The organism is Clostridium sp. MB05, from assembly GCF_046581255.1.
Lineage (GTDB): Bacteria > Bacillota > Clostridia > Clostridiales > Clostridiaceae > Clostridium.
The window spans coordinates 1,676,487-1,697,758 of record NZ_CP174370.1 but is presented as its reverse complement, the minus strand read 5'-3'; the positions used below and the strand labels follow the sequence as shown (position 1 = coordinate 1,697,758).

Here is a 21,272-nt window from a genome sequence, read left to right as displayed (position 1 = left end):
ATTCTATCAACAAATTTTATTATAAATTCAATATTTTTTTAATATGCAAGATATAAATTAAAACAATTTAAATAAAAAAGTAGGTAGATTCCATTTTATAAAATCTACCTACTATATATAAAAATCTAAGGGCTTTTTTATTTAGCTGCTGCTTCTAAAGCTTTATTTACAGCTTCTAATACACCTTTTGATGAATTAGTTGCACCTGATATAGCTTCAACACCTTCAGTGCTTTGTTTCTTTATTATTTCCGGAACTAAGTTTTCTTTAACACCATCTACTAAAGTCTTAGTTTCATGTTGTTCTGTTAAGTTTACTTCTGATATCTTTCCTTTTTCAACTTTAACTTCTACTTTTATTGCTCCGGAAGCTCCTTGTCCTTCACCTGTATATGTTCCATCTTTATATTTTCCGCCACCACAGCCAACAAGTACTGTTGCTGATAATGCTATTGCTCCTAATATCGCAGTTAACTTCTTCATCTTATGATCCTCCTAAAATTTTATTTATTTTTTTATATATGAAGCTGCATTCTTTCCTGCAGTTCTACCAAATGTAACTATATCTGCTAATGCGTTTCCACCTAGTCTATTCCCCCCGTGTACTCCACCAGTTACTTCTCCAGCTGCAAATAAACCCTTAATAACATTTCCATCTTTATTTACAACTTCAGCATTTGTATTTATTTTTAATCCACCCATTGTGTGGTGAACAGCAGGTGTTACAGGTATTGCATATACCTTACCTTCATTTAATTGTCTTGGAAGATCTTCTCTCTTGAATTCTGAATCAGTTTTAGCTGCTGCAAATTCATTATATTTATTAACTGTTTGAATCATTGTATCTTTATCTATTGATAGTTTTTCTGCTAATTCTGCTACCGAATCTGCTTCTGTAACTAATCCCATATTAAAGTATTCTTCTGTTGCTTTTAAGCTCTTTCTTAATCCTTCATCAAAGAAAAGATAAGCTATTCCATCCTTTTGTTCTAATATAGCCTTAGAAACAACATCTCTTGTAAATAATTCATTTGTAAATCTCTTACCATCTTTATTAATAAGTATTGCACCATTTCCTCTTACTGCTTCTGTAACCATTACAGCCTTTTCAGGAACAACTGTTGGATGTGTTTGAATTTCTGTCATATCTACTAAGTCTGCTCCAAGTTTTTCTCCAAGAACTATCCCATCTCCAGTAGCCCCAGCATGGTTAGTTGTTGCAAATCCTTTTAAGTCTTCCTTATAGTTAACTACCATTTCTTGATTAGCTGAGAAACCACCAGCTGCTATAACAACAGCTTTTGTATTTATTGTATATTCTTTACCTTCTTTATTTGATACTTTAACTCCTGAAACATTACCATCTTTATCTACAACTATTTCTTTTGCTTCATTCCATAATCTTAAATCGACTTTTTCTTTTTCAGCAGCCGCTTTTAACGTATCAACTAAGTGAGCTCCTACTGCTGCTCCACCTGTTGGTCTGTGTGTTCTATAATTTGTAGCTCCTGCCATTCTACCGACATCTGATAAGTCTGCACCTAAATCTGTTAACCACTTAACTGAGTCTTTAGCTTCATTAGATAATTTCTTAACTAATTCAGGGTTGTTCTTTTCATATCCACCCTTCATTGTATCGTTGTACATAGTTTCAATAGAATCTTCTATGCCTTTTGATTTTTGTTGTTCAGTTTCTGCTGCATTTAATCCACCAGTAGCTCTATTAGTATTTCCTCCTACTATAGGCATTTTTTCTAAAACAACAACATTCTCTACTCCCTCTTGTTTAGCTTGTACTGCCGCAGATAAACCTGCTCCACCAGCTCCTATAACCACTACGTCAGCAGTTTCTTTTTTTCCACCACAACCAACTAAAGTTGTTGGAACTAATATTAAAGCTGACATTATTAATGCTAAAGTCTTCTTCTTCATTAACATTTCTCCCCTTAATCCTTAATTATTCTTTAAATATTTACAACTTTAGTATATTTGTTAATTTATAATCAATCAATATTGTGGTCTTATTGTTTATTTTGGTCTTTTTGGTCTTATTTTTTGATTATGTAAAAGTTTGTAGGCCTTCCTATCTTACCATATTCTTGAATTATATCTACTTTTCCTTCTCCAACCATTTTTTCTAAGTATCTTCTTGCTGTTACCCTAGCAAGCCCACTTCCCTTTGCGACTTCTTCTGCTGTTAATTTAGTTTTATTTTTAACATTCATATATTCTATTATTTTGTTATATGTCTTTAAACTTAATCCTTTACATAATTCTCTTTCTTCTGCTTCCTCTTCAATATAATCTTTATTTATTTTTAATATGTACTGATCAATGTATTCTTGATTTATATTATCTATATTTTTCATTTCAAAAAATCTATCTTTATAATTAGATAATGCTTCTTTAAATCTTTCAAACTTAAATGGTTTTATTAAATAGTCTACAGCTCCATATTTAAAGGCTTCATCTACTGAAGCCTTGCATTTATCTGCTGTAATTAGTATTGTATCAATATTAATTTCTTTTAATCTAATCCATTTTAACAAATCTAATCCTTTTCCATCTGGTAGAAATACATCTAGTAAAATCAAATCAACCTTACTTTTATCAATTTTCTCTTTAGCTTCTTTTATATTACTTGCTTCTCCAACTACTTCAAACTCTTCTAGCTTCTCTAAAAATTTTGTATTTATTTCTTTTACCATTGGATCATCTTCAATAATAAAAACTTTTATCTTAGTCATTACTATATTTCAACCTCCCATTTAGTTATTTTATCTGAAGTTAACTTTAAACGTCCATTTAATGAATCTATAATATTTTTTATGTTATATAAGCCAAGTCCTCTGAACTCTCCCTTTGTACTAAATCCTCTTTTAAATATTTTTTCTTTTATTTCATCTTCAATCTTATTTCCATTATTTTTAACTATTATTTTTATTTTTTCTTCTTGGAAAATTCCCACATACACATATCCACCCTCTTTTCCTTTTACTTCTTCTATAGAATTCTCTATAAGATTTCCTATAATGGTTAATATATCCTGTATTCTAATATTGCTAGGAATAGTTTTTAAATGCGAGTTTTCATCAATTTCGAACTTTATTTTCATTTCATCAGCTTTATTATATTTTGAAAATAGTAATCCTTGTAATGATAGTTCTTTTATTTTACTTAAACTATCTGTAATTATTCCTCTTGTCTCTGTAGTTTGAAATATATATTCTAACGCTTTATCATCTTCCTCTAATTGTATTAATCCTGCTATAGTATGTAATTTGTTCATAAATTCATGATTTTGAGCTCTTAAGTTCCAAGTTAATTCCTTTACACCTGTTAATTCTTCAGCCATATTATGCACTTTTGTAAAGTCCTGAAAACTAGCGATTGCTCCTACAACTTTACCATACTCTCCTATAATACTATAGAAATTTCCCATAACTATAATATTATTATCTAATCGTATTTCCTTATTAAATATTCTACTTCTTCTATACATTACTTCATATAATAAGTTTATTATCTTATTATCTATTTCCTCGTCTGAATTTATCTTTAAAATTTCCAATGCTTTATTGTTTATTGTTGTTATATGTCCTGAACTATTTAATGCTATTAACCCTTCTTCTATATTATTTATAATAGATTCTTTTTCTCTAAGCTGAATAGCTATCTCTTCAGGTTCTAATCCGTAAATATCTTCTTTTATATTGTGTGCTAACTTTCTTGCAAGAAATATTATTACTATTAATACACCTATAAATACTGGTATTAAATCGAAAACATATTCTCTAACCTCTTCTTTTAAATCTCTCTTTAAAATTCCTACAGATACTACTCCAACTTGCACCCCATCTTTGTAAATTGGCACAAAAGATCTAATAGATTTTCCTAAATGACCTTCTCCTTCAGATATATAAGTTTCACCATTTTCTAAGGCTAATTTTTCATCTCCACCTAAAAATTTTCTACCTATATTATCTGGAATTGGATGAGAATATCGTACGCCTTCGTTATCCATGATTGTTATAAATAATAAACCTGTCTTTAATCTTACTCTTTCAGCAAAGTTTTGTACTTTAAGATTGGTAGGGTCTTCTTTATCTGCTAACTCTTTTTGAATCATCGGATTCGCTGCTATAACAAAAGCTGTATCTGTAAGACTTTTTCCTATTGTTTCAGAAACTTTCTTATTTATTATAGCTAATGAAAAAATGCTTATAATAAATATAACAGCTATAAATATAGCAATTGTTAATTTTGTAATCTTTTTTTCTAGATTCATTTATATAGTCCTCTATGTTTTACTTTATTTAATATTTTTACACAATAATTATACATTAATATATAGCTTACAACAAATAAAAAAGTGAACATATATAAGTTTACTTATTCCGTCACTCCGCTCAAAGTCATCGTAAACTTACATATGTCCACTTCCAAACTAAATGTAAGGAAAGTATAAAACAAATCTATTTTTTCAAATTAAATTTCTAAAAACATTATCTATTCACATTTTCAAAACTTTAATCTTTCATACTTTCCTAGATATTAAAAGGATGAGAAAAATTTCTCATCCTTTCTATATATTCTTTATTATATTTAATACATATGATTTAAATTCTTCAAAGCTTCCATTTTGTATTGAAGCCCCTTTATTTATCTTTCCACTATTAAAATTATACTCTGCTGATCCATAATTAAAACTTGCACTTGAAACTATTATACTAGACTCTGTAACTCTATAGTTAACTTTTGACATCATTACATCTCTGCAAAATTCTATAAAATCATTAGCTTTTTGTACATCTCCACAGGAAACAACTCTCATAGTAAACTTAAATAATTCATATCCTCCAATAAGCGGAATCATAGTTCCATTTGCCATATAAAATACTTTTCCCATATTATAAAAATATTTCATATCTCCAAAACTCATTGTTCTAAATTCATAGTTAATATCTAAGCTTTCATTATTTAATCCTTGGAATTTTTCTACTATATCATCCCATGCTTTTGCTTCTGCACTTTTATTATTGCTTATAATACTTTTAAATTTTGAAAAAGCATTTTCTAAATCCTTATCTTTATTTACAACTGATCCATTAACACTCACACTGTATTCATTATTTTCATATATTAATTCTACTCTATTATTCATATTAAACTCTCCTTATTAACAATTATAAAATTATTATTTAATAATAATTATTATAACATAATTTATTTTAACATTTCAAGAAGTAATATTTTTTAACTATATATACTAGTTCCGGGTAATACTACTTTAAAGTAGTCATCTTCAATAGAGTTTATTAGCTTTACTTTTCCAACTCCATAAAAGGCTTTTTTAATCCTAGAAAATCCTTCACCACTATTTAAAAACCTTTTATTGTTATCCAATGTTATTAGCTTTTCATAAATCCACATATTTCTTTTACTATGACTCGATACTTTATCTGAACTACTTTTTTCTATTAAAGCTCCTGGACTAATTATAGATATAGTCCTAAACCCAATATTAATCTCTATAATTCTATTAGTTGATGAATAATCTCTATACAAAACTGCATTTTTTATCCCCTCCACTATTGCTGATTTAGGATAATTCTTAGGCAATATATTAGAAACTATTGTTTCTGACTTATCTACCATTTGCAGAATACTTCCTTGAATTATTATAACCTCATTTTCATTTTTATTTACTTTATTTATTATCTTTATCATATTTTGAGGTAGCCATAAGCTATTATAATTTGAAAAAATTAATAATCCACCTAAAGTACAATTCATTTTTTCACTTTCTTTTTCCCTATATGCTATTCTAGAATTTTCTAAAAGAAATTCTTTATTTTCTTCATTAAGCTCTATTCCCTTATTTTCAAAATATTTTTTAAGTAAATTTTCATCTAAAAATGATATATTACTTTTCATTATAATAGATGTTTCCATAAAAAAATCTAAGTTTTCTTCAAAAGCTTCAATTAACTCCTGTTTTCTCATAGTATCAGTTGTAGAACCTCTTCTTATATAAAAAGCCCCATTTTCCCTAATCTGATATGGTTTTTGATCTCCTGAATATATAGTTATTATACAAATTTTTTTATCATATATCTCAACTGTGTCTACTGACACTGGAATTGGTGGTTCACATCTTGATGTAATTATTTGTTGCACCTTTTCTTCATTAATTATATCAATATCATTTAGTCCAATAATCTTCTTACTTTTATCTTCAATGCCAACTATTATATATCCTCTTCCACCTCTAGAATTGGCAATTGCACAAACATCTTTTGCAAGTTCCTTTTTGCTACTTTCATATTGTAAGGATAGCTTTAATTTAAAATCTAGCTTTACTCCTTCTTCCTTTTTTATTAAGGACATTAACTTTTTGCTATCCACTAAACCATCCTCCTATCTAAAAATAACTACTATATAATGTTATATTACTATAAAAATATAAGATCAGACACATAAAATTTTGCCTGATCTTACACTTTTACATATATTTATTATTTGTCACTATTTTATAAGCTTTTTAATATAATTATTTAATTCTGTTTCAGTTACTGCCCCTTCTTTATCAACTACTATATTTCCATCTATATCAATAAGTATTGTTCTCGGAATCCCTCTAACTCTGTATGCATTTGCAGCACTTAATTTTTCATCAAATAAAATATTCATATCAAAATTATTCTCTTTTATATACTTAAGAGCTTTTTCCTTAGTTTCTCTTTGGCCATCAGTTAGATTAATCATAAGTATTTCAACATCATCACTATATTTTTTCATAGCTTTTTCAAAATATGGCATTTCTGATTTACATGGTCCACACCAACTAGCCCAAATATTAATTATTACTGGTTTCTTTCCTTTGTAGTCTGATAATTTTATAGTTTCTCCAGCTTCATTATAAACTTCAATGTCAGGTGCTTTCTTAGTTTCTTCAGCTCCTTTTTTATCTATAGTTTCAACTGGCATAACATCTTCTGATAAATAATTATACCCAAGCTTAACTATAACCAATAAAAGAACTAATGATATAACTATGGTTATTAACCTTTTCTTATTATTCAAAACCCTTAAACCTCCTAATTAAATGTAAGTAATCCTAGTAAAGTATTTAAATATCCTGTCATCATTAAAATACCTATTAATATAAGTAATACTCCTGAAATAATATTTATAGTTTTATAGTTTCTCTTTATAAAAGTAAAAGCTCCCTTTAAGCTCTCTATAAGTAGTGCTGATATTATAAAAGGGATACCTAGGCCTAGACTATATGTAAGTAACATAAATATCCCTTCCATTGAATTCTGACTACTTGCAGCTATCATTAAAGCTGATCCTAAAAAAGTTCCAACACATGGAGTCCATCCTATTGCAAAAATTACACCAAATAAAACTGATTTTCTTAAATTAAGATTATTTAAGTCACTCTTAGTTTTTAACTTAAAACTTCTTTCTAATATACCTATTTTAAATAATCCAATATAATTAAGTCCAAATATAACTAACAAACCTCCAGCAACAATGTTGAAGACATTCATATATCTTTGTATAAAAGCTCCAAACGTACCTGCTGCTGCTCCTAAAACAGTAAAAATTATTGAAAATCCAATAACAAAACCTATTGAGTTTATTAAAGCCTTATTCTCCTTATCATTTTCATTACTTCCCATAAAGTAAGATATATATATAGGTAACATAGGTAATATACATGGAGAAATAAAAGTTATTATCCCTTCCAAAAATAAGATAAAATAATTCAATTAACCACTCCCTTACTCTTTTGGATAGTATATCATAATACTTGGAATAATAAAATAAGTTACTTTTTTGATACCTTACTATTGTATAATAAGAAACTATGCTCCTTATATCTATAGTAATTACTAAATATATTACACAAAAATAGCTAGTATATTTTTCAAATTTTACACTAGCTATCTTCTAAAAACATTATCATAAATTTTAATGTGAAGTACCTTAAATTTAATGATTTAAATTTATCTTTATGGCCTCTAAGTCATCTTCATTTATTTCAAGTAATTTAATTATAGTTTCTTCATCTAAACCTAAATTTTTAAGATTTAAAAACCTTGCTGTTACTGTCTGTAATTCTACTTCTCTCTTTACGCCCATTTTTTATCTCACTCTCTTAGAATATTACTCTTCATCATGACTGAAGTCTTTTCCTGTTTTCAGTGCTATTCTTTCAGCAACTAGATTCTTTAACAATACATTTACAGTCCACTCAATTGATGTCTCAGTAACAGTTGCTTTTAAAACATTATTAATTCTAAATTTCTTTAAATTTTCAATAAATATTCCCATCTTCGCACCAGAAATATTATTAAATATTATAGCTTTATTTTTTATTCCATCTTCTGAATCATTTGATATATTACCCTCTAGTACATCTTTCAAGATTGAATTTCCATGTTTATAATTTAAAGTTATTTTATCTTTAATTCCTAACATTCCAGCAAGATTACCTATTGTTTTTATTTCATTTGAATTAAAGTTACATAATATTATACAACTTCTACCTTCTTTAACTTCTGTATCTTTAATATCTAATTTTTCAAATGACATATCTTTCTCCTTTTTATCTATTAAATTTCTATATCTATATCATATAAAAATAATAAAAATTAAGCAACCTTCAAATTCATTATGTTACTGAATATTTTAATATGTAAATTTTAACTTTGCATTGCAGGAGATCTATAGAGCATTTTAACTGTTATTATAAAATCAAATAACATTATAAATAAACCTATAACATTTGGTATCCTCAAAAATCTTTCTAAGCTTAAGTACATACTATTTATAATTGGTTGAACTAAATTTATACCAATATAGCATAAAATCATCCAATATATAGAAAATCTTAATGTTATTAATCCTTTATAATTATATTTCAATTTAGAATAATCCCAATATTCTTTATTAAATATTTCTTTTAATAAATATCCACTTATAAATTCAACAGTTGTTGGAACTATTAAAGATATTATAAGAATTTCTGATAAGTTTAAATCAAGATATCTATTAAATAATACTAAAATTGTAAAAGCAATACCATACATAGGCTTATACGGCCCCTTCATAAATCCTTCTTTTTTAAACTTACCACATATAATATAGCTATATATTCCTTCTATTAGCCATCCAACAATTGAGTATAGTAGAAAATTAAAAATAGTAAAGTTTATCATAGTCATAAAAACACACCAACCTTAATTAATTTTACTCTTAGTTTAACCAAAGTATATTAATTGATACCTCTTTCCCCTATTTACTTTTAAAAACATATCTCTCTAGTCATGTTTTTTACATTTTATATAATATAGGCTCATTGTAACTTTTGAAATTTGTAAGAATAAAATGAAATTATAGGTTATTTGTAAAGGAGCGATTGATTATAGAATCAAATTATAAAAAAGTAAAATTTATACTTCTAATATTGCTAATTGCTAATGTACTTGTTGCAGCTTCAAAAATATTAGTTGGATTAGTTATAAATAGTTCTAGTGTTATGGCAGATGGATTTCACTCTATTTCAGATAGTGCTTCAAATATTGTTGGCATAATTGGAATTATTCTTGCATCAAAACCTAAAGATAATGATCACCCTTATGGTCATAAAAAGTTTGAGACAATCGCTAGTATGTTCATTGGAACTATGCTTTTATTTATATCTTTTAATGTAATTACATCTTCTATAAACAAGCTGTTTAACCCTTCTGCATTAGAAGTTAGTATAGAAAGTTTAATTATAGTATTAATAACATTATTTATTAATATTTGTGTTGCATTTTATGAAAGAAATCAGGGAGTTAAGCTTAATAGTCAATTATTAATAGCAGATTCTCTTCACACTAGAAGCGATATATTTGTTTCTATTGGAGTACTTATAGCTTTGTTCGCTGTAAAGTTAGGACTTCCACCTATTATCGATACTATATTTTCATTTATAGTTGCTTTATTTATATTACATTCTTCTTATGAAATATTTAAAGACAATATCTCTACCTTAACTGATAAGGTAATATTAGATGAAGAAGTAGTAGTAGATATTTTAGAAGAGTTTACACACATAAAAAATGTGCATAATATAAGATCTAGAGGCTATAAAGATTATGTATTTTTAGATATGCATATAAAAGTAGATTCTAATTTAAGCATTGATGAAGCTCATAAATTAGTTCATGAAGTAGAGGATACACTTTCTAATAGACTAGGTAAAAAAATAGATGTTATTATTCATGTAGAGCCTAATAAGATGTAAATTTCAAATTAATAAACAAAAAGGAGCTAGTTATAAAAAATTAAAAACTTTATAACTAGCTCCTTTTTGTTAAAAATATTGGTTATCTGGTGGGTTCACCTTTATATATTCTATTATATTAAAGTAATATTCTCCATTATATTCTATTTTACCTAAAGCTTTAATCCACTGACCTTCCTTTAAATTATCCTGACAAAATGAATTTAAACCTGTAATTACAGAATCAGCTACACAACAATTCATTTCTTCTCTTGCTAAAATAAAATTTTTTTCACTATTGTATTTATGAACAAATCCAGTAAATACAATATGTTTACCTAGAAAATCAATACCATTTTCATTTATTTCATCTATTATATGATGATTTTCATAAGATATTTCTAATGAATCATTAATCCCATTACTTTTAAATTTATATTCACCCATTCCTAAATCGTTATTTAAAATACTATTATTAAATGTAATAACTACACCTATCATTAAAGTAAATATTATTGGTAAATAACTAATAGACCTATCTACTCTAGAATTAAAAGTTATTACTTTAAAAAGTTGTACTATAATGAAAATTGGTAATATTGCTAAAGCTACATAAAGATTTTTAGCAGTTTTAGGACTTAAAAACTTATACACATCCCCAGATGTCATTAAGTAAGCAATAAACATTGTTAAAAGTATTAATATTAATAACCATATAAATTCATCTACATTGAACTTTCTCATATTTCCTCCTATATGATTATTGTTAAGCTTGCTGAAAAGGCTAGTACAACTAGTGTAATTACTGCTATAAGCTTAAAAGCAAATTCCTTTTTAAAATATGATCCCATTATTATAACATTCTTTAAATCTATCATTGGACCTAGTATTAAAAATCCTGAAATTGCTGGTAATCCAAAATTCGCTAAAAACCCTTTTGCTATAAAAGCATCAGCTTCTGAACATAAGGAGAGCAAGAAGGATATTAACATCATTATAATTATAGATAGGTATTTTCCATTTGACATTTTATTTAACATATATTCATTAACTATGGTTATAAAAACACTTGATAAAAAAGAACCAAATATGTAGTACTTAAGTATATTTGAAAATTCCTTATTAGCGTGCTCTAAACATAATCTTATTTTAGATTTATTATAAAAGTATTGTGATTCTATACATCCGCAATCACAAATATTTTTATAATTATTATCATCCTTTATAACCTCTGTTCCTCTTCTAGAAATAGATTCTATTAATAGCCCTATAATAATAGCACATAACACCCCTCCAAATATTCTTATTAATACTACTTTTATATCATTAAAAGCATAATATGTTGAGGCTATGACTACAGGATTTACTATTGGCACTGAAATCATAAATACTATTGCTACTCCAACTGGGACTCCTTTTTTTATTAAGCTTTTTGCAATAGGCACTATTGCACATTCACATATAGGTATAAAAATTCCAATAAAAGCTGCAAATAATATGGATATAAATTTATTTTGGGGTAATATTTTTTTTACTATGTCTTCTGAAATATACATTTGTATAGCTGCTGAAATTATAGAGCCGATCAATATAAATGGTAAAGCTTCTAATATCATACTTATAAATATAGTTGCCCATTTTTCTAACCCTAAAGTCACCTTATTTTTCTCCCTTCTTAAAAAGAGTTGAAAGTTTTCTATATAATAACCCCTTTTTAAAATAACTACTTGATTTTAAATCACTATCTAATACATCTATACTTTCTGAATATATTATTGGAGCTGTAAAATTAATATTTTCAATTATTTTTATTAACGTACTCTTTTTACTTTTATCTACTAAATTCAAATTATTTAACACAATAAGCTTACTTGACTGTATAAATGGAACAAGTATTTCTCCCATATTCTTTAAATATATTTCTAAAGTACTAGCATCACCTATATAGTAATTTCCATAAAACTTTACTACTTTACTTACCTCTCTATCATTAATTAAAGTACTTATTATATTCAAATCATAAGTTCCATTAAACTCAATTATTAGTTTGGTATAGTTATTTTCTTTTACTTTATCTAAAATTGTTTCTTTTAGATATTTTGAATTCCTTAGGTAAACTATGTGTACACAATCCAAACTTCTTATTACATCCTTAGATCCTTTTTCTAATAAAATTACTAGTATATTTTCATCTTTACATATATCTGTAGTTAAATATGAACTTATAAAAGATGTTTTACCAGATCCTAAAAAACCACTTACAACTTCTAATTTACACTTCATTTATTAATCCTCATTTAAAAAGACTTTTTATTTCTTCTTTATTTAAATTAATTCCTATAAATGAAATTACACTTTTATTAATTTCTTTTATTTCTCTAATTTGAAACTCATCCTTTACAAAATCAAATTGCCCATTACTTCCATCTAATAGCTTAATAATCCCTTTTGCTCTTAGTACATCCCCATAGCTTTTTGAAGCTGAAATAAATTTAAACTTAGAAACTAACTCTGCCTTAGATATTTTAGAATTTGGATAAATTGCAAAAGTTTCAAAAACTTCATCTGCACTTTTATTCTCTATATCATTTTTGTTTAATTTCACTTTTATGCCATTACTTTCTCTTATATTTAATCTACTATATTTATTACCCTCTAAAATATGATCTCCATCTACCTTATCCCATGGATCAGTTATTATTGAAACTCTTGAATTTATTCTTTTTAATTCTAAAACTATCCCTTCTATTTTTTCTTTATTTAACTTTTGAGTTCTACTTAAAACTACCTTTTTTGTGTTTAATATTTGATCCTTATAAAATTCTTTAAAGTTTTCAATATACATACTAAATTTTTCTGGATCTACAACAGTTATTATATTTTCCACCTTTGTTTTTTCTTTAAGTTCTTTATCCTTAAAAACTTTAATTATATCTGTTAACTTAGCTACTCCTGAAGGCTCTATTATTATTCTACTTGGGTTATATTTTTCTATTACTTCTAATATAGCCTTCTTAAAATCTCCTTTAACTTGACAGCAAATGCAACCTGAATTTATTTCCTTAACCTCTATATTTGAATCTCTTAATATAGCTCCATCAATGCTAACTTCTCCAAACTCATTTTCTATTATTGCAATTTCCCTCTCATAATGCCCTTCTTTAATTAATTTTTTAATAAGCATAGTTTTACCTGCACCTAGAAATCCTGAATATATATCTATATTTACTTTCATATAACACCTCTATATAGTAATTGCTTATATAATTGTTCTAAACATTTTATGTGACAAATAATTAATATATTCATAGATTGTCTAAATAAAAAAGCTATAAACCAAATAAAGATTTCTCTAAATTTTAGTTTATAGCTTTTAATTATCTTAAATTAGCTTTGTACTTTTTTAAAAGTTAAATTTTCAAAAGAGTTAGTTAAAATAAATTTACCTTCCCCAACTTTTATAAATTTCACTCTAATCTTGTCTCCTACAGAGCTTAAAGCCACTTCTCTTGAAGTCTCTGTTGAAACTGTATAAATATTTTCACTACCTTTAATCTTTATATCATAAATACTAGTTCCATCTTTTACTACTAATCCTATTCTTTCTATTTCTCCTTCTAAAACTTCCTCGCTATTGCTTCCTTCTAGAGAAATATTAGTATTAGTTAGACCTTCTAAATAATTATTAAGAGTTGACTGAAGTGAATCACCAACACCAACTACATTATAATTTTTCACATTTACCATAGCATATTGTTTTACTAATCCATTAGAATCCTTTAAAGTAGTAAAATAAGTAGGTTCATTTTGTATATTTATTAGATATGGGAAAGTTGCTGTATATTTATATTGTTGAACCTTACCTTCTGCTGACTTCATACTTGCTGTTTCTGTTGCTCCTGAAGTCTTATACATACTTGTTTCTCCAGTTCTAGTATTAGTTAAAGTAAATCCAACTAAACCTTCATCATTTCCTACTGATGTTATTCCAGTATAGTAATAGCAAGTATCATTATTATATATTAAATTCATTCCCTCTGTAGTTTTCAGCTTGTCCTTGTCACTAAAATTGAATATTCCATGTACAAGTTCTCCCCATTTATCTATATAATTCATTATATATCTATCTGGTTGAATTCGATCTATCCATTTTGGTGCATCATTTATATCATATACCTCTGAATCTCCTGTTTGTGCATCTATTACTAACACTCCTGTTGCTTTAGCTTCTGTAAATCCAATTGCATTATCATATCTTGTTATTGCCCAATAAGGATTTCCTTCATCATCTAGTTCAAAAGTAAAATCAGTATGTCCAGCTCTCATATCTCTTAAATAAGATGCTCTCTCTAAATCACTAAATAAAAATGCAGATTCTAAATACTTTATTTTAATATCTTTTCCATTTAATTCTGTAACTAATTGAACATCACTTTCATTAGTTGCACTAATCTTTATATATCCTGGAGTTCCTTCTCTATTTGTAATCCATTTAAATAATGAAGAATGCTCTAATGGTGCAACATAATAAAGCTGTTTGTTTACACTTTGAAGAGTTAAATCACCTATTGTTACTTGACTACCTAAGCTTGGAATCTCACCTAACTTTTTATCTGCTAACTTATAGGCAACATCTTTATCAATTATCGGTAATTGCTTTAAGTCAATATGCTTTATTTCATTAGTGAAGTCTACTTCATCAACCTTACCTATTAATTCTCTATGAGCTTTGTAGTTAATTAAAGGACTAAAGATAACTAACCCTAAAATATATAAAACAGCTACAAAAGCTGCTAAAGCTCCATATTTTTTGTTCATTGTTATAATTGCATAAAATGCAGTTACAACTACAAATACTGCTACAATGTAAAATAAACTTAATGTTATATCTAGTATTAGATTACTACTAAAAAGTAAAAATACCCCTACTATTAAGTAAGCCGATATTAACCAACCTAGATACGTTGAAAGTTTTCCTTTTTTCGGTGCAAAATTTCGTATATTCTCCATTTTAATCCCCCTAATTATATCTTTTACTCCGTTATATGGTATATAATACAATATAATATATTGTTTGTAAATACATTTTCACTAAATTTTTTAATAAAACATTTTATAGATTTAGTTTACTATTTTGTAAATTATTGTATAATGATATTAGTATAAATTTTAGAGGTGTAAAAATGAATAGATTAGAACTAAAATCAAAAGCAAAGAAACAATTAAGAGGTCGTTGGGGAGTAGCACTAATTACTGTCTTCGTAGCTAATTTAATAATTAATTCTAGTATAACCAAAGAAACCATTGACTTTTTTGGAGAATTTTCTAGCTCTGTTTCTATTTCTATTAATATAATCTCACTTCTTTTTGGTGGAGTTATATCTGTAGGACTAAGTAAATTTTTACTAAATTTCATAACTAATAATGAAGAGCCTCAGTTTAAAGATTTATTTTCAAATTTTAATATTTACTTTAAAACTCTAGGCTTATATATTTTAATGATGCTTGCAATTGGTATTGCAACTTTATTTTTGATAATTCCTGGAATTATAGTAGCTTTAATGTTTTCTCAAGCTTTTTATATTTTAGCTGAAGATCCAAGTAAACGCATATTTGAATGCTTAGAAGAAAGTTCAAATATGATGTCAGGTCATAAATGGGATTTCTTTGTATTAGAATTATCCTTTATAGGTTGGTGGCTTTTAGCTATTCTTACCTTTGGTATAGCTGGGTTATGGATTTCTCCTTATCAAAATTTAACAGAAGCAAATTTCTATTTAAGTTTGAAAAATTACAAATAATAATTTTCTTTACTCCGTGGCATCACTCCAAGCTGTCATAAAATTATTATCCTCACTTAGAATTACTAAATAAATAAATTATAAAAATTTTATAATTTTCTAAAGAATAAAAAACAACAGGAGTTACTAAGCCTAACTCCTGTCATTTTTTTATATATAATATAAGTAAAACTAATTATTGATAAAAGAGTCTACAACATAAACTACTTTTAATTGCAGAACTCTTAATTAACAATCATTTACCCCATTGATTATCTGTAGCTGTCTTCTTATCTCTATGACCTTCAGTAACGCTACTATTTCCTTTTTCCTTATGTTTTTTATTATTTCCATTGTTCATAATAAACACCTCCTATATAATACAAATTTATTATCTGCATTTATAAAATTTTAATTCTATAAAAAATGTTCATTATATGGATTTAAATATAAAATTTAATATTAATATGTTGAGTTTGATTCTGTTCCTTCACATATTGATATTGAAGCTGAAGCACCAATTCTTGTAGCTCCATTCTCAATCATAGCTATAGCATCTGCATTACTTCTAACTCCGCCTGAAGCTTTAACTCCAAGTTCTGGTCCTACTGTTTCTCTCATAAGTTTTATATCACTAGCAGTAGCTCCTCCAGTGCTAAATCCTGTAGAAGTCTTTACAAAGTCTGCCCCAGCTTCTTTTGATAATTTACAAGCAGTTACTTTTTCTTCATCAGTTAAAAGGCAAGTTTCTATAATTACTTTTGTTAAAGCCTTTCCTTTTGCAGCATTAACAACAGCTTCTATATCCTTTTTAATATATTCTAAATTTCCTTCTTTTAGCTTTCCTATATTTATAACCATATCAACTTCTGTTGCGCCCTTTTTAATAACATCTTCAGTTTCAAAAGCTTTTACTTCTGTTGTAGTTGCTCCTAAAGGAAATCCAATAACCGTACAAACCTTTACATCGCTACCCTTTAACATAGTTGCAGCTTTTTCTACCATAGCTGGATTAATGCAAACTGATGCAAAATTATACTCTAATGCTTCATTACAAAGTTTTTCAACTTCCATTTCTGTAGCATCTGCCTTTAAGATAGTATGATCTATCATTCTTGCTAAATCTTTTTTATTCATATAAGATCTCCTCCTGTATGTTTAACTATTTTTTCTCTAGAAGTTTATTATAAATGAAAACCTCTAGTAATTAAAGAGGTTTTAAAACAAAGACTATTTTTTATAAAGATTAATTCATTTTTAAAATAAACTAAGTTGTTCCATTGTATTTTCCTTAAATGATGATATAGTAACTCCTATTAATCTAACTCCTTTTTTTAGTTCCTCATTATTTAGTATTTCCTTGCAAGTCTTATATATATCCTCAAAATTATTTGTATAGTAACTTAATGTTTTACTTCTTGTATGATTTTGAAAATCACTTGTTTTATATTTTACTGTTATTGTTTTACCTTCTATATTTGCTCTCATAAGATATTTACTGATTTCATTAGAGAATTCCTTTAAATAAATAATTAACTCTTCTTTATCATCAGTATCTGTTTTTAAGGTTCTTTCTTTGCCATAAGATTTTCTATCTCTTTCTACTTCTACTTCTCTATTATCAATTCCACGTATTCTATCATAAATTTCTAAACCATATTTTCCAAGATACTCTATATAAAAACTTTTTGGCATTTCATATAAGTCCTTTATTAAAAATATACCTATGTTATTTAGCTTTTCAACTGACTTTTTTCCCAATCCATGTATTTTAGATATTGGAAGCGGTAGCAAAATTTCAGGTATCATTTCTTTTGTTATAACCTTAATACCATTAGGCTTATTCCAATCAGATGCTAATTTTGCTAAAAATTTATTATATGATATCCCAATTGAAATAGTTAAACCAATTTCTTTGAAAACTCTGCTTTTTATATATTTTGCAGCCTCTATTCCATTATTAAAATTACTATTAGTTATATCTAAATAAGCTTCATCTATTGAAAGAGGCTCTATAATTTGGGTAACATCTTTTAATATATTGAATACTTGATTTGAAACTTCCTTATATCGAATATATCTAGTTCTTAAGTATATTGCATGTGGACATAATTTTTGTGCTATAAAAATAGGCATTGCAGAATGTACTCCGTACTTTCTAGCTTCATATGAACAAGTAGAAACAACTCCTCGTTCACTTACTCCACCAACTATTACTGGCTTTCCTCTAAGCTTTTTATTATCTAGTTGTTCTACTGATGCAAAAAATGCATCCATATCTACATGTAAAATCAACCTTTCCATATTTACTCCCTTTAAGCTAAGGCTTCAGCAAACATCCCTTTATTTTTCGACTTTATAAAGCAATATACTCCTTGAGCTAATAGTTCATCTATATAGTTTCTTTTATCAGAAATATTTATAAATGATAATATAGATATTGCAATAATAGTTCTAAAACCTTTATCCATATAATATTCATATTCACTTTCTTCTTCACAAAGAGTATCTACTACGTCTTCAATTAAATCAATGTTTTTTCTCATATCATTATTTGATAATACTCCTAGTAAAGGTAAGAATTGTTGAGCTAACTTTATATCTCTTTTTTCTAATTGTAGCATAAATTCTATTGTTCTATACATATTTCCTGAAGAACCATTTAACATTATTGCATTAGTTAGTCCTTGAATACTATTTTTTGACTTAATATTTAAATCTGTCATATGACTATAAATAGTCTCTATAAACTCATCAATTGTACTAACATCTATGTCGTTCAATGCCCATAATGCACAAACTAAATAGTCATCTTCTCCAGTTATATTATAATATTTTTCCTTTAACAAAATATAAACTTCCTTCATTTTATATGCAATTTCATTCTTATCCTTATTATTACCATACTTAGCTATAACAAATGCTGTTAGTACTAAGTAATCACATTCATTAAATCCTTGAAATTTAAGAATATCCATAACTTCATATATATCATCTATTAGTTGATTTTCATTACCTTCTTCTAATGAAATTAATAAAGATAGAATATAAAGCATGTCCCCTCTAAAAGGTGACACCCTAGAAGAAGTTCCCTTTATATACTTTCTAATTTCTTTTACTTTTTCAAATGGAATTTCTTTTTTGTAATGAGCGAAAACTAAAGATGCAAAATGGTTAATTAAATCTCCATCATTTCTAAGATCTTTTTTTGCATTTCTATAGTTCTCAATTGTCAGATTAATTCTGTCTATGAGAAGTTTCTCCATATATAATATTCCCTCACTTTACTTTAAGCATATTAATTACTCAAGACTATTATACTATAAAAACTGTGTCAGTTTTATAACAAAATTATAACAATTTATAAAAATTAAATTAAAGGTTCTCCTTTTATCTAAAGTTTAGGTAATACATAATATGTTTAGCTAATGCTATTGTTTACTTATTTAAGGCTATTTTATAGTTATATGATACATTTATAATTTTTAGTAATAATTATGTTTATAAATAAACTAAAAAAGAAAGATTATATATCATACATTTATAAATATTTTAAGTAGCTAAAATAAAGTGAATAATATTTTTTTTATAGGCAATAATACTAATGGATACATCGATTAGTATCCTCTTAGTATTATGAAAAAAGATGGGAGACTTAATAAATCTCTCATCTTTTTATTTCTTATATAAGAAAGTATTATCCTTTATAAGCTTCTAACATAAAACCCTTTATTATATACTTCTTTATCATATTTTATCTCAATACCATTACATAACTTCTCATCTTTTTTAGCTATAACGAATTTTACATCACTAATTATAACTTCAAAATCTTCATCTGAAATAAAATCTGCATATAAATCATATGCAGGCTTTCCACAACCGATAGCTACTACCTTTACTCTTATTTGATTATAGTTGCTTTTTTCCACTTCACTTAACAATGCCTCTTTAGTTTTTTCATCAAATATTATGTTCATTTTATCCTCCTTTAGTTTTTTAATACTCATTTTAAGTTTAATTGTATATTATTCCTAAAATTAAAAATAATATAGTATATATTATACTACTATATTGTTTTCATATTTCAACTATTAGTTTTATATCACTATAAATGATATCTTCATATATTATAATAATAAATAATTTAAAGGTGATATCATGAAAAGTGATTATAAAAACTTAAATCTTAACTGCTCATTAGACTTACCTTATCCACAGATTGAAGTATGTAAAAAAAATATAGATTATGCTAACTTAATTAAAGTTAATTATTGTGGTATGGTTTCAGAATTAACAGCAGTAGCTCAATATACTTACCATGAATTAATAACTGATGATTATGTTAAAAACACTTTAAGAGGAATTGTAATTGTTGAAATGCATCATTTAGAAATCATTGGAGAGCTAATTTCTGCACTTGGTGGTAATCCTACTTTTTCTATAAAGAAGAAAGGTAAAGACTTTCATTGGAATTCAAAATTTATAAATACAGATAACTCACTAAAAAAACTACTTATATCAGATATTTCTATGGAAAAAGAATCTATAAAACAATATAGAAAAACTGCTAGTGTAGTAAAAGATGAAAACATAATTGCCATAATTAATAGAATAATATTAGATGAGGAGCATCACATAAACCTTTTAAATAGGTTGTATGAAAGAGAGTTAGGTAATTAATTTAACTTTTTGTTTAATTAATAATGGAATTATGTTATAATGACCTTGTTATTATAATTATTTGATTATTACAATATTTCTTAAATATAAAGGAGTTTTAAGTATGGGTTTCAAAGATAAGATGAGTAAATATTTTACAGATGCATATATGGAAAAATACGGTGATAGAATGACCAGTACTGCTGGTACTGTTTTATCTGTAAAAATTGAAGAAAAAAACATATTAGGTATTATGAGAAAATTAACTATTAATATTTTAATAAAGCCAGATATGGGTAAAGGTGTAGTTAAAACTCAATATAAAGCTAAAAAATGGTTTAAAAAGCCAACTTTTATTGAAGTTAAACAAGGTCATAAAGTAATAATTATGGGAATTGAAGGTGAAAAAGGTAAGGCTGATTCAGAAGTTATTACTATTTCAAATATAGCTAACTTAACTACTAAGAAAGACTTACAACCATTCGATCACAGTCAAATAAAGAAAGCAAGGCAGCAAGCTACAAGAATGAGAACAAGATAATAAAA

Annotated in this window: 24 protein-coding genes; 4 read left to right on the top strand and 20 right to left on the bottom strand. The window is 26.4% G+C overall.

The window, feature by feature from the left end:
* Window positions 1-137: 137 nt before the first annotated feature.
* The 11 genes from ACH36K_RS07900 to ACH36K_RS07850 form a co-directional block, all read right to left on the bottom strand.
* Window positions 138-482 (bottom strand): FMN-binding protein, encoded by a 345-nt coding sequence (locus tag ACH36K_RS07900; protein ID WP_411170391.1) that lies wholly within the window; start codon window positions 480-482, stop codon window positions 138-140.
* 24 nt (window positions 483-506) lie between these two features.
* Window positions 507-1,931, bottom strand: a complete 1,425-nt coding sequence (locus ACH36K_RS07895; protein ID WP_411170390.1) for a flavocytochrome c — start codon at window positions 1,929-1,931, stop codon at window positions 507-509.
* A 116-nt stretch (window positions 1,932-2,047) separates the two neighbouring features.
* A complete protein-coding gene (locus tag ACH36K_RS07890) occupies window positions 2,048-2,746 on the bottom strand; it encodes a response regulator (RefSeq protein WP_411170389.1) in 699 nt (232 codons plus the stop codon).
* A gap of 2 nt (window positions 2,747-2,748) precedes the next feature.
* Complete coding sequence (locus ACH36K_RS07885) at window positions 2,749-4,287, bottom strand: ATP-binding protein (RefSeq protein ID WP_411170388.1); 1,539 nt, start codon at window positions 4,285-4,287, stop codon at window positions 2,749-2,751.
* Window positions 4,288-4,584: 297 nt separating this feature from the next.
* Entirely contained in the window at window positions 4,585-5,163 is a 579-nt protein-coding gene (locus tag ACH36K_RS07880; protein ID WP_411170387.1) for a hypothetical protein, read from the bottom strand.
* Between the two features lie 92 nt (window positions 5,164-5,255).
* Window positions 5,256-6,407 (bottom strand): helix-turn-helix domain-containing protein, encoded by a 1,152-nt coding sequence (locus ACH36K_RS07875; protein WP_411170386.1) that lies wholly within the window; start codon window positions 6,405-6,407, stop codon window positions 5,256-5,258.
* A 120-nt stretch (window positions 6,408-6,527) separates the two neighbouring features.
* On the bottom strand, window positions 6,528-7,085 hold the full coding sequence (locus ACH36K_RS07870; protein WP_411170385.1) for a TlpA family protein disulfide reductase: 558 nt from the start codon (window positions 7,083-7,085) through the stop codon (window positions 6,528-6,530).
* A 14-nt stretch (window positions 7,086-7,099) separates the two neighbouring features.
* Entirely contained in the window at window positions 7,100-7,780 is a 681-nt protein-coding gene (locus ACH36K_RS07865; protein WP_411170384.1) for a cytochrome c biogenesis CcdA family protein, read from the bottom strand.
* Window positions 7,781-8,003: 223 nt separating this feature from the next.
* Entirely contained in the window at window positions 8,004-8,153 is a 150-nt protein-coding gene (locus ACH36K_RS07860) for a hypothetical protein (protein WP_322459460.1), read from the bottom strand.
* 24 nt (window positions 8,154-8,177) lie between these two features.
* Window positions 8,178-8,606, bottom strand: a complete 429-nt coding sequence (locus ACH36K_RS07855) for a DUF3783 domain-containing protein (RefSeq protein WP_411170383.1) — start codon at window positions 8,604-8,606, stop codon at window positions 8,178-8,180.
* A 110-nt stretch (window positions 8,607-8,716) separates the two neighbouring features.
* The gene (locus tag ACH36K_RS07850; RefSeq protein WP_411170382.1) at window positions 8,717-9,238 is read right to left on the bottom strand and encodes a putative ABC transporter permease; all 522 of its coding nucleotides are present in this window, start codon (window positions 9,236-9,238) and stop codon (window positions 8,717-8,719) included.
* 194 nt (window positions 9,239-9,432) lie between these two features.
* Here ACH36K_RS07850 and ACH36K_RS07845 point away from each other — a divergent pair, with 194 nt between their 5' ends.
* Entirely contained in the window at window positions 9,433-10,305 is an 873-nt protein-coding gene (locus ACH36K_RS07845; protein WP_411170381.1) for a cation diffusion facilitator family transporter, read from the top strand.
* Between the two features lie 69 nt (window positions 10,306-10,374).
* Here ACH36K_RS07845 and ACH36K_RS07840 read toward each other — a convergent pair whose 3' ends face one another.
* From ACH36K_RS07840 to ACH36K_RS07820, 5 genes are all read right to left on the bottom strand, one after another.
* Window positions 10,375-11,028 (bottom strand): membrane-spanning protein, encoded by a 654-nt coding sequence (locus tag ACH36K_RS07840; RefSeq protein ID WP_411170380.1) that lies wholly within the window; start codon window positions 11,026-11,028, stop codon window positions 10,375-10,377.
* 8 nt (window positions 11,029-11,036) lie between these two features.
* A complete protein-coding gene (locus ACH36K_RS07835) occupies window positions 11,037-11,942 on the bottom strand; it encodes a permease (RefSeq protein ID WP_411170379.1) in 906 nt (301 codons plus the stop codon).
* A gap of 1 nt (window position 11,943) precedes the next feature.
* Window positions 11,944-12,567 carry a GTP-binding protein gene (locus tag ACH36K_RS07830; protein WP_411170378.1) on the bottom strand — a complete coding sequence of 208 codons (624 nt, stop codon included), beginning with the start codon at window positions 12,565-12,567 and terminating at the stop codon, window positions 11,944-11,946.
* A 10-nt stretch (window positions 12,568-12,577) separates the two neighbouring features.
* On the bottom strand, window positions 12,578-13,519 hold the full coding sequence (locus tag ACH36K_RS07825) for a CobW family GTP-binding protein (RefSeq protein ID WP_411170377.1): 942 nt from the start codon (window positions 13,517-13,519) through the stop codon (window positions 12,578-12,580).
* Window positions 13,520-13,671: 152 nt separating this feature from the next.
* Window positions 13,672-15,294 carry a cell shape-determining protein gene (locus ACH36K_RS07820; protein WP_411170376.1) on the bottom strand — a complete coding sequence of 541 codons (1,623 nt, stop codon included), beginning with the start codon at window positions 15,292-15,294 and terminating at the stop codon, window positions 13,672-13,674.
* 173 nt (window positions 15,295-15,467) lie between these two features.
* Between ACH36K_RS07820 and ACH36K_RS07815 the strand changes: the two genes are divergently transcribed.
* Window positions 15,468-16,085 carry a DUF975 family protein gene (locus tag ACH36K_RS07815; RefSeq protein ID WP_411170375.1) on the top strand — a complete coding sequence of 206 codons (618 nt, stop codon included), beginning with the start codon at window positions 15,468-15,470 and terminating at the stop codon, window positions 16,083-16,085.
* Between the two features lie 441 nt (window positions 16,086-16,526).
* Here the strand turns inward: ACH36K_RS07815 and deoC are convergent, their stop codons facing one another.
* The 4 genes from deoC to ACH36K_RS07795 all read right to left on the bottom strand — a co-directional run bounded on the left by deoC (window position 16,527) and on the right by ACH36K_RS07795 (window position 20,044).
* Window positions 16,527-17,201 carry a deoxyribose-phosphate aldolase gene (gene deoC, locus ACH36K_RS07810; protein ID WP_411170374.1) on the bottom strand — a complete coding sequence of 225 codons (675 nt, stop codon included), beginning with the start codon at window positions 17,199-17,201 and terminating at the stop codon, window positions 16,527-16,529.
* A gap of 120 nt (window positions 17,202-17,321) precedes the next feature.
* A complete protein-coding gene (locus tag ACH36K_RS07805; protein ID WP_411170373.1) occupies window positions 17,322-18,368 on the bottom strand; it encodes a DNA polymerase IV in 1,047 nt (348 codons plus the stop codon).
* Window positions 18,369-18,379: 11 nt separating this feature from the next.
* The gene (locus ACH36K_RS07800) at window positions 18,380-19,330 is read right to left on the bottom strand and encodes a DUF4003 family protein (RefSeq protein ID WP_411170372.1); all 951 of its coding nucleotides are present in this window, start codon (window positions 19,328-19,330) and stop codon (window positions 18,380-18,382) included.
* A 438-nt stretch (window positions 19,331-19,768) separates the two neighbouring features.
* Entirely contained in the window at window positions 19,769-20,044 is a 276-nt protein-coding gene (locus ACH36K_RS07795; RefSeq protein ID WP_411170371.1) for a hypothetical protein, read from the bottom strand.
* Window positions 20,045-20,225: 181 nt separating this feature from the next.
* On the opposite strand from ACH36K_RS07795, the gene ACH36K_RS07790 reads away from it, so the two are divergent.
* Together ACH36K_RS07790 and ACH36K_RS07785 are read left to right on the top strand one after the other, a co-directional pair.
* A complete protein-coding gene (locus tag ACH36K_RS07790) occupies window positions 20,226-20,747 on the top strand; it encodes a ferritin-like domain-containing protein (protein ID WP_411170370.1) in 522 nt (173 codons plus the stop codon).
* 103 nt (window positions 20,748-20,850) lie between these two features.
* A complete protein-coding gene (locus tag ACH36K_RS07785; protein ID WP_411170369.1) occupies window positions 20,851-21,267 on the top strand; it encodes a hypothetical protein in 417 nt (138 codons plus the stop codon).
* Window positions 21,268-21,272 lie beyond the last annotated feature (5 nt).

Bases quoted from the DNA above. Each gene is read 5' to 3' on its own strand.
- ACH36K_RS07900 (WP_411170391.1), bottom strand. From the start codon at position 482: ATGAAGAAGTTAACTGCGATATTAGGAGCAATAGCATTATCAGCAACA.
- ACH36K_RS07895 (WP_411170390.1), bottom strand. From the start codon at position 1,931: ATGAAGAAGAAGACTTTAGCATTAATAATGTCAGCTTTAATATTAGTT.
- ACH36K_RS07890 (WP_411170389.1), bottom strand. From the start codon at position 2,746: ATGACTAAGATAAAAGTTTTTATTATTGAAGATGATCCAATGGTAAAA.
- ACH36K_RS07885 (WP_411170388.1), bottom strand. From the start codon at position 4,287: ATGAATCTAGAAAAAAAGATTACAAAATTAACAATTGCTATATTTATA.
- ACH36K_RS07880 (WP_411170387.1), bottom strand. From the start codon at position 5,163: ATGAATAATAGAGTAGAATTAATATATGAAAATAATGAATACAGTGTG.
- ACH36K_RS07860 (WP_322459460.1), bottom strand. From the start codon at position 8,153: ATGGGCGTAAAGAGAGAAGTAGAATTACAGACAGTAACAGCAAGGTTT.
- ACH36K_RS07855 (WP_411170383.1), bottom strand. From the start codon at position 8,606: ATGTCATTTGAAAAATTAGATATTAAAGATACAGAAGTTAAAGAAGGT.
- ACH36K_RS07850 (WP_411170382.1), bottom strand. From the start codon at position 9,238: ATGACTATGATAAACTTTACTATTTTTAATTTTCTACTATACTCAATT.
- ACH36K_RS07840 (WP_411170380.1), bottom strand. From the start codon at position 11,028: ATGAGAAAGTTCAATGTAGATGAATTTATATGGTTATTAATATTAATA.
- ACH36K_RS07830 (WP_411170378.1), bottom strand. From the start codon at position 12,567: ATGAAGTGTAAATTAGAAGTTGTAAGTGGTTTTTTAGGATCTGGTAAA.
- ACH36K_RS07825 (WP_411170377.1), bottom strand. From the start codon at position 13,519: ATGAAAGTAAATATAGATATATATTCAGGATTTCTAGGTGCAGGTAAA.
- ACH36K_RS07820 (WP_411170376.1), bottom strand. From the start codon at position 15,294: ATGGAGAATATACGAAATTTTGCACCGAAAAAAGGAAAACTTTCAACG.
- ACH36K_RS07815 (WP_411170375.1), top strand. From the start codon at position 15,468: ATGAATAGATTAGAACTAAAATCAAAAGCAAAGAAACAATTAAGAGGT.
- deoC (WP_411170374.1), bottom strand. From the start codon at position 17,201: ATGAATAAAAAAGATTTAGCAAGAATGATAGATCATACTATCTTAAAG.
- ACH36K_RS07805 (WP_411170373.1), bottom strand. From the start codon at position 18,368: ATGGAAAGGTTGATTTTACATGTAGATATGGATGCATTTTTTGCATCA.
- ACH36K_RS07800 (WP_411170372.1), bottom strand. From the start codon at position 19,330: ATGGAGAAACTTCTCATAGACAGAATTAATCTGACAATTGAGAACTAT.
- ACH36K_RS07795 (WP_411170371.1), bottom strand. From the start codon at position 20,044: ATGAACATAATATTTGATGAAAAAACTAAAGAGGCATTGTTAAGTGAA.
- ACH36K_RS07790 (WP_411170370.1), top strand. From the start codon at position 20,226: ATGAAAAGTGATTATAAAAACTTAAATCTTAACTGCTCATTAGACTTA.
- ACH36K_RS07785 (WP_411170369.1), top strand. From the start codon at position 20,851: ATGGGTTTCAAAGATAAGATGAGTAAATATTTTACAGATGCATATATG.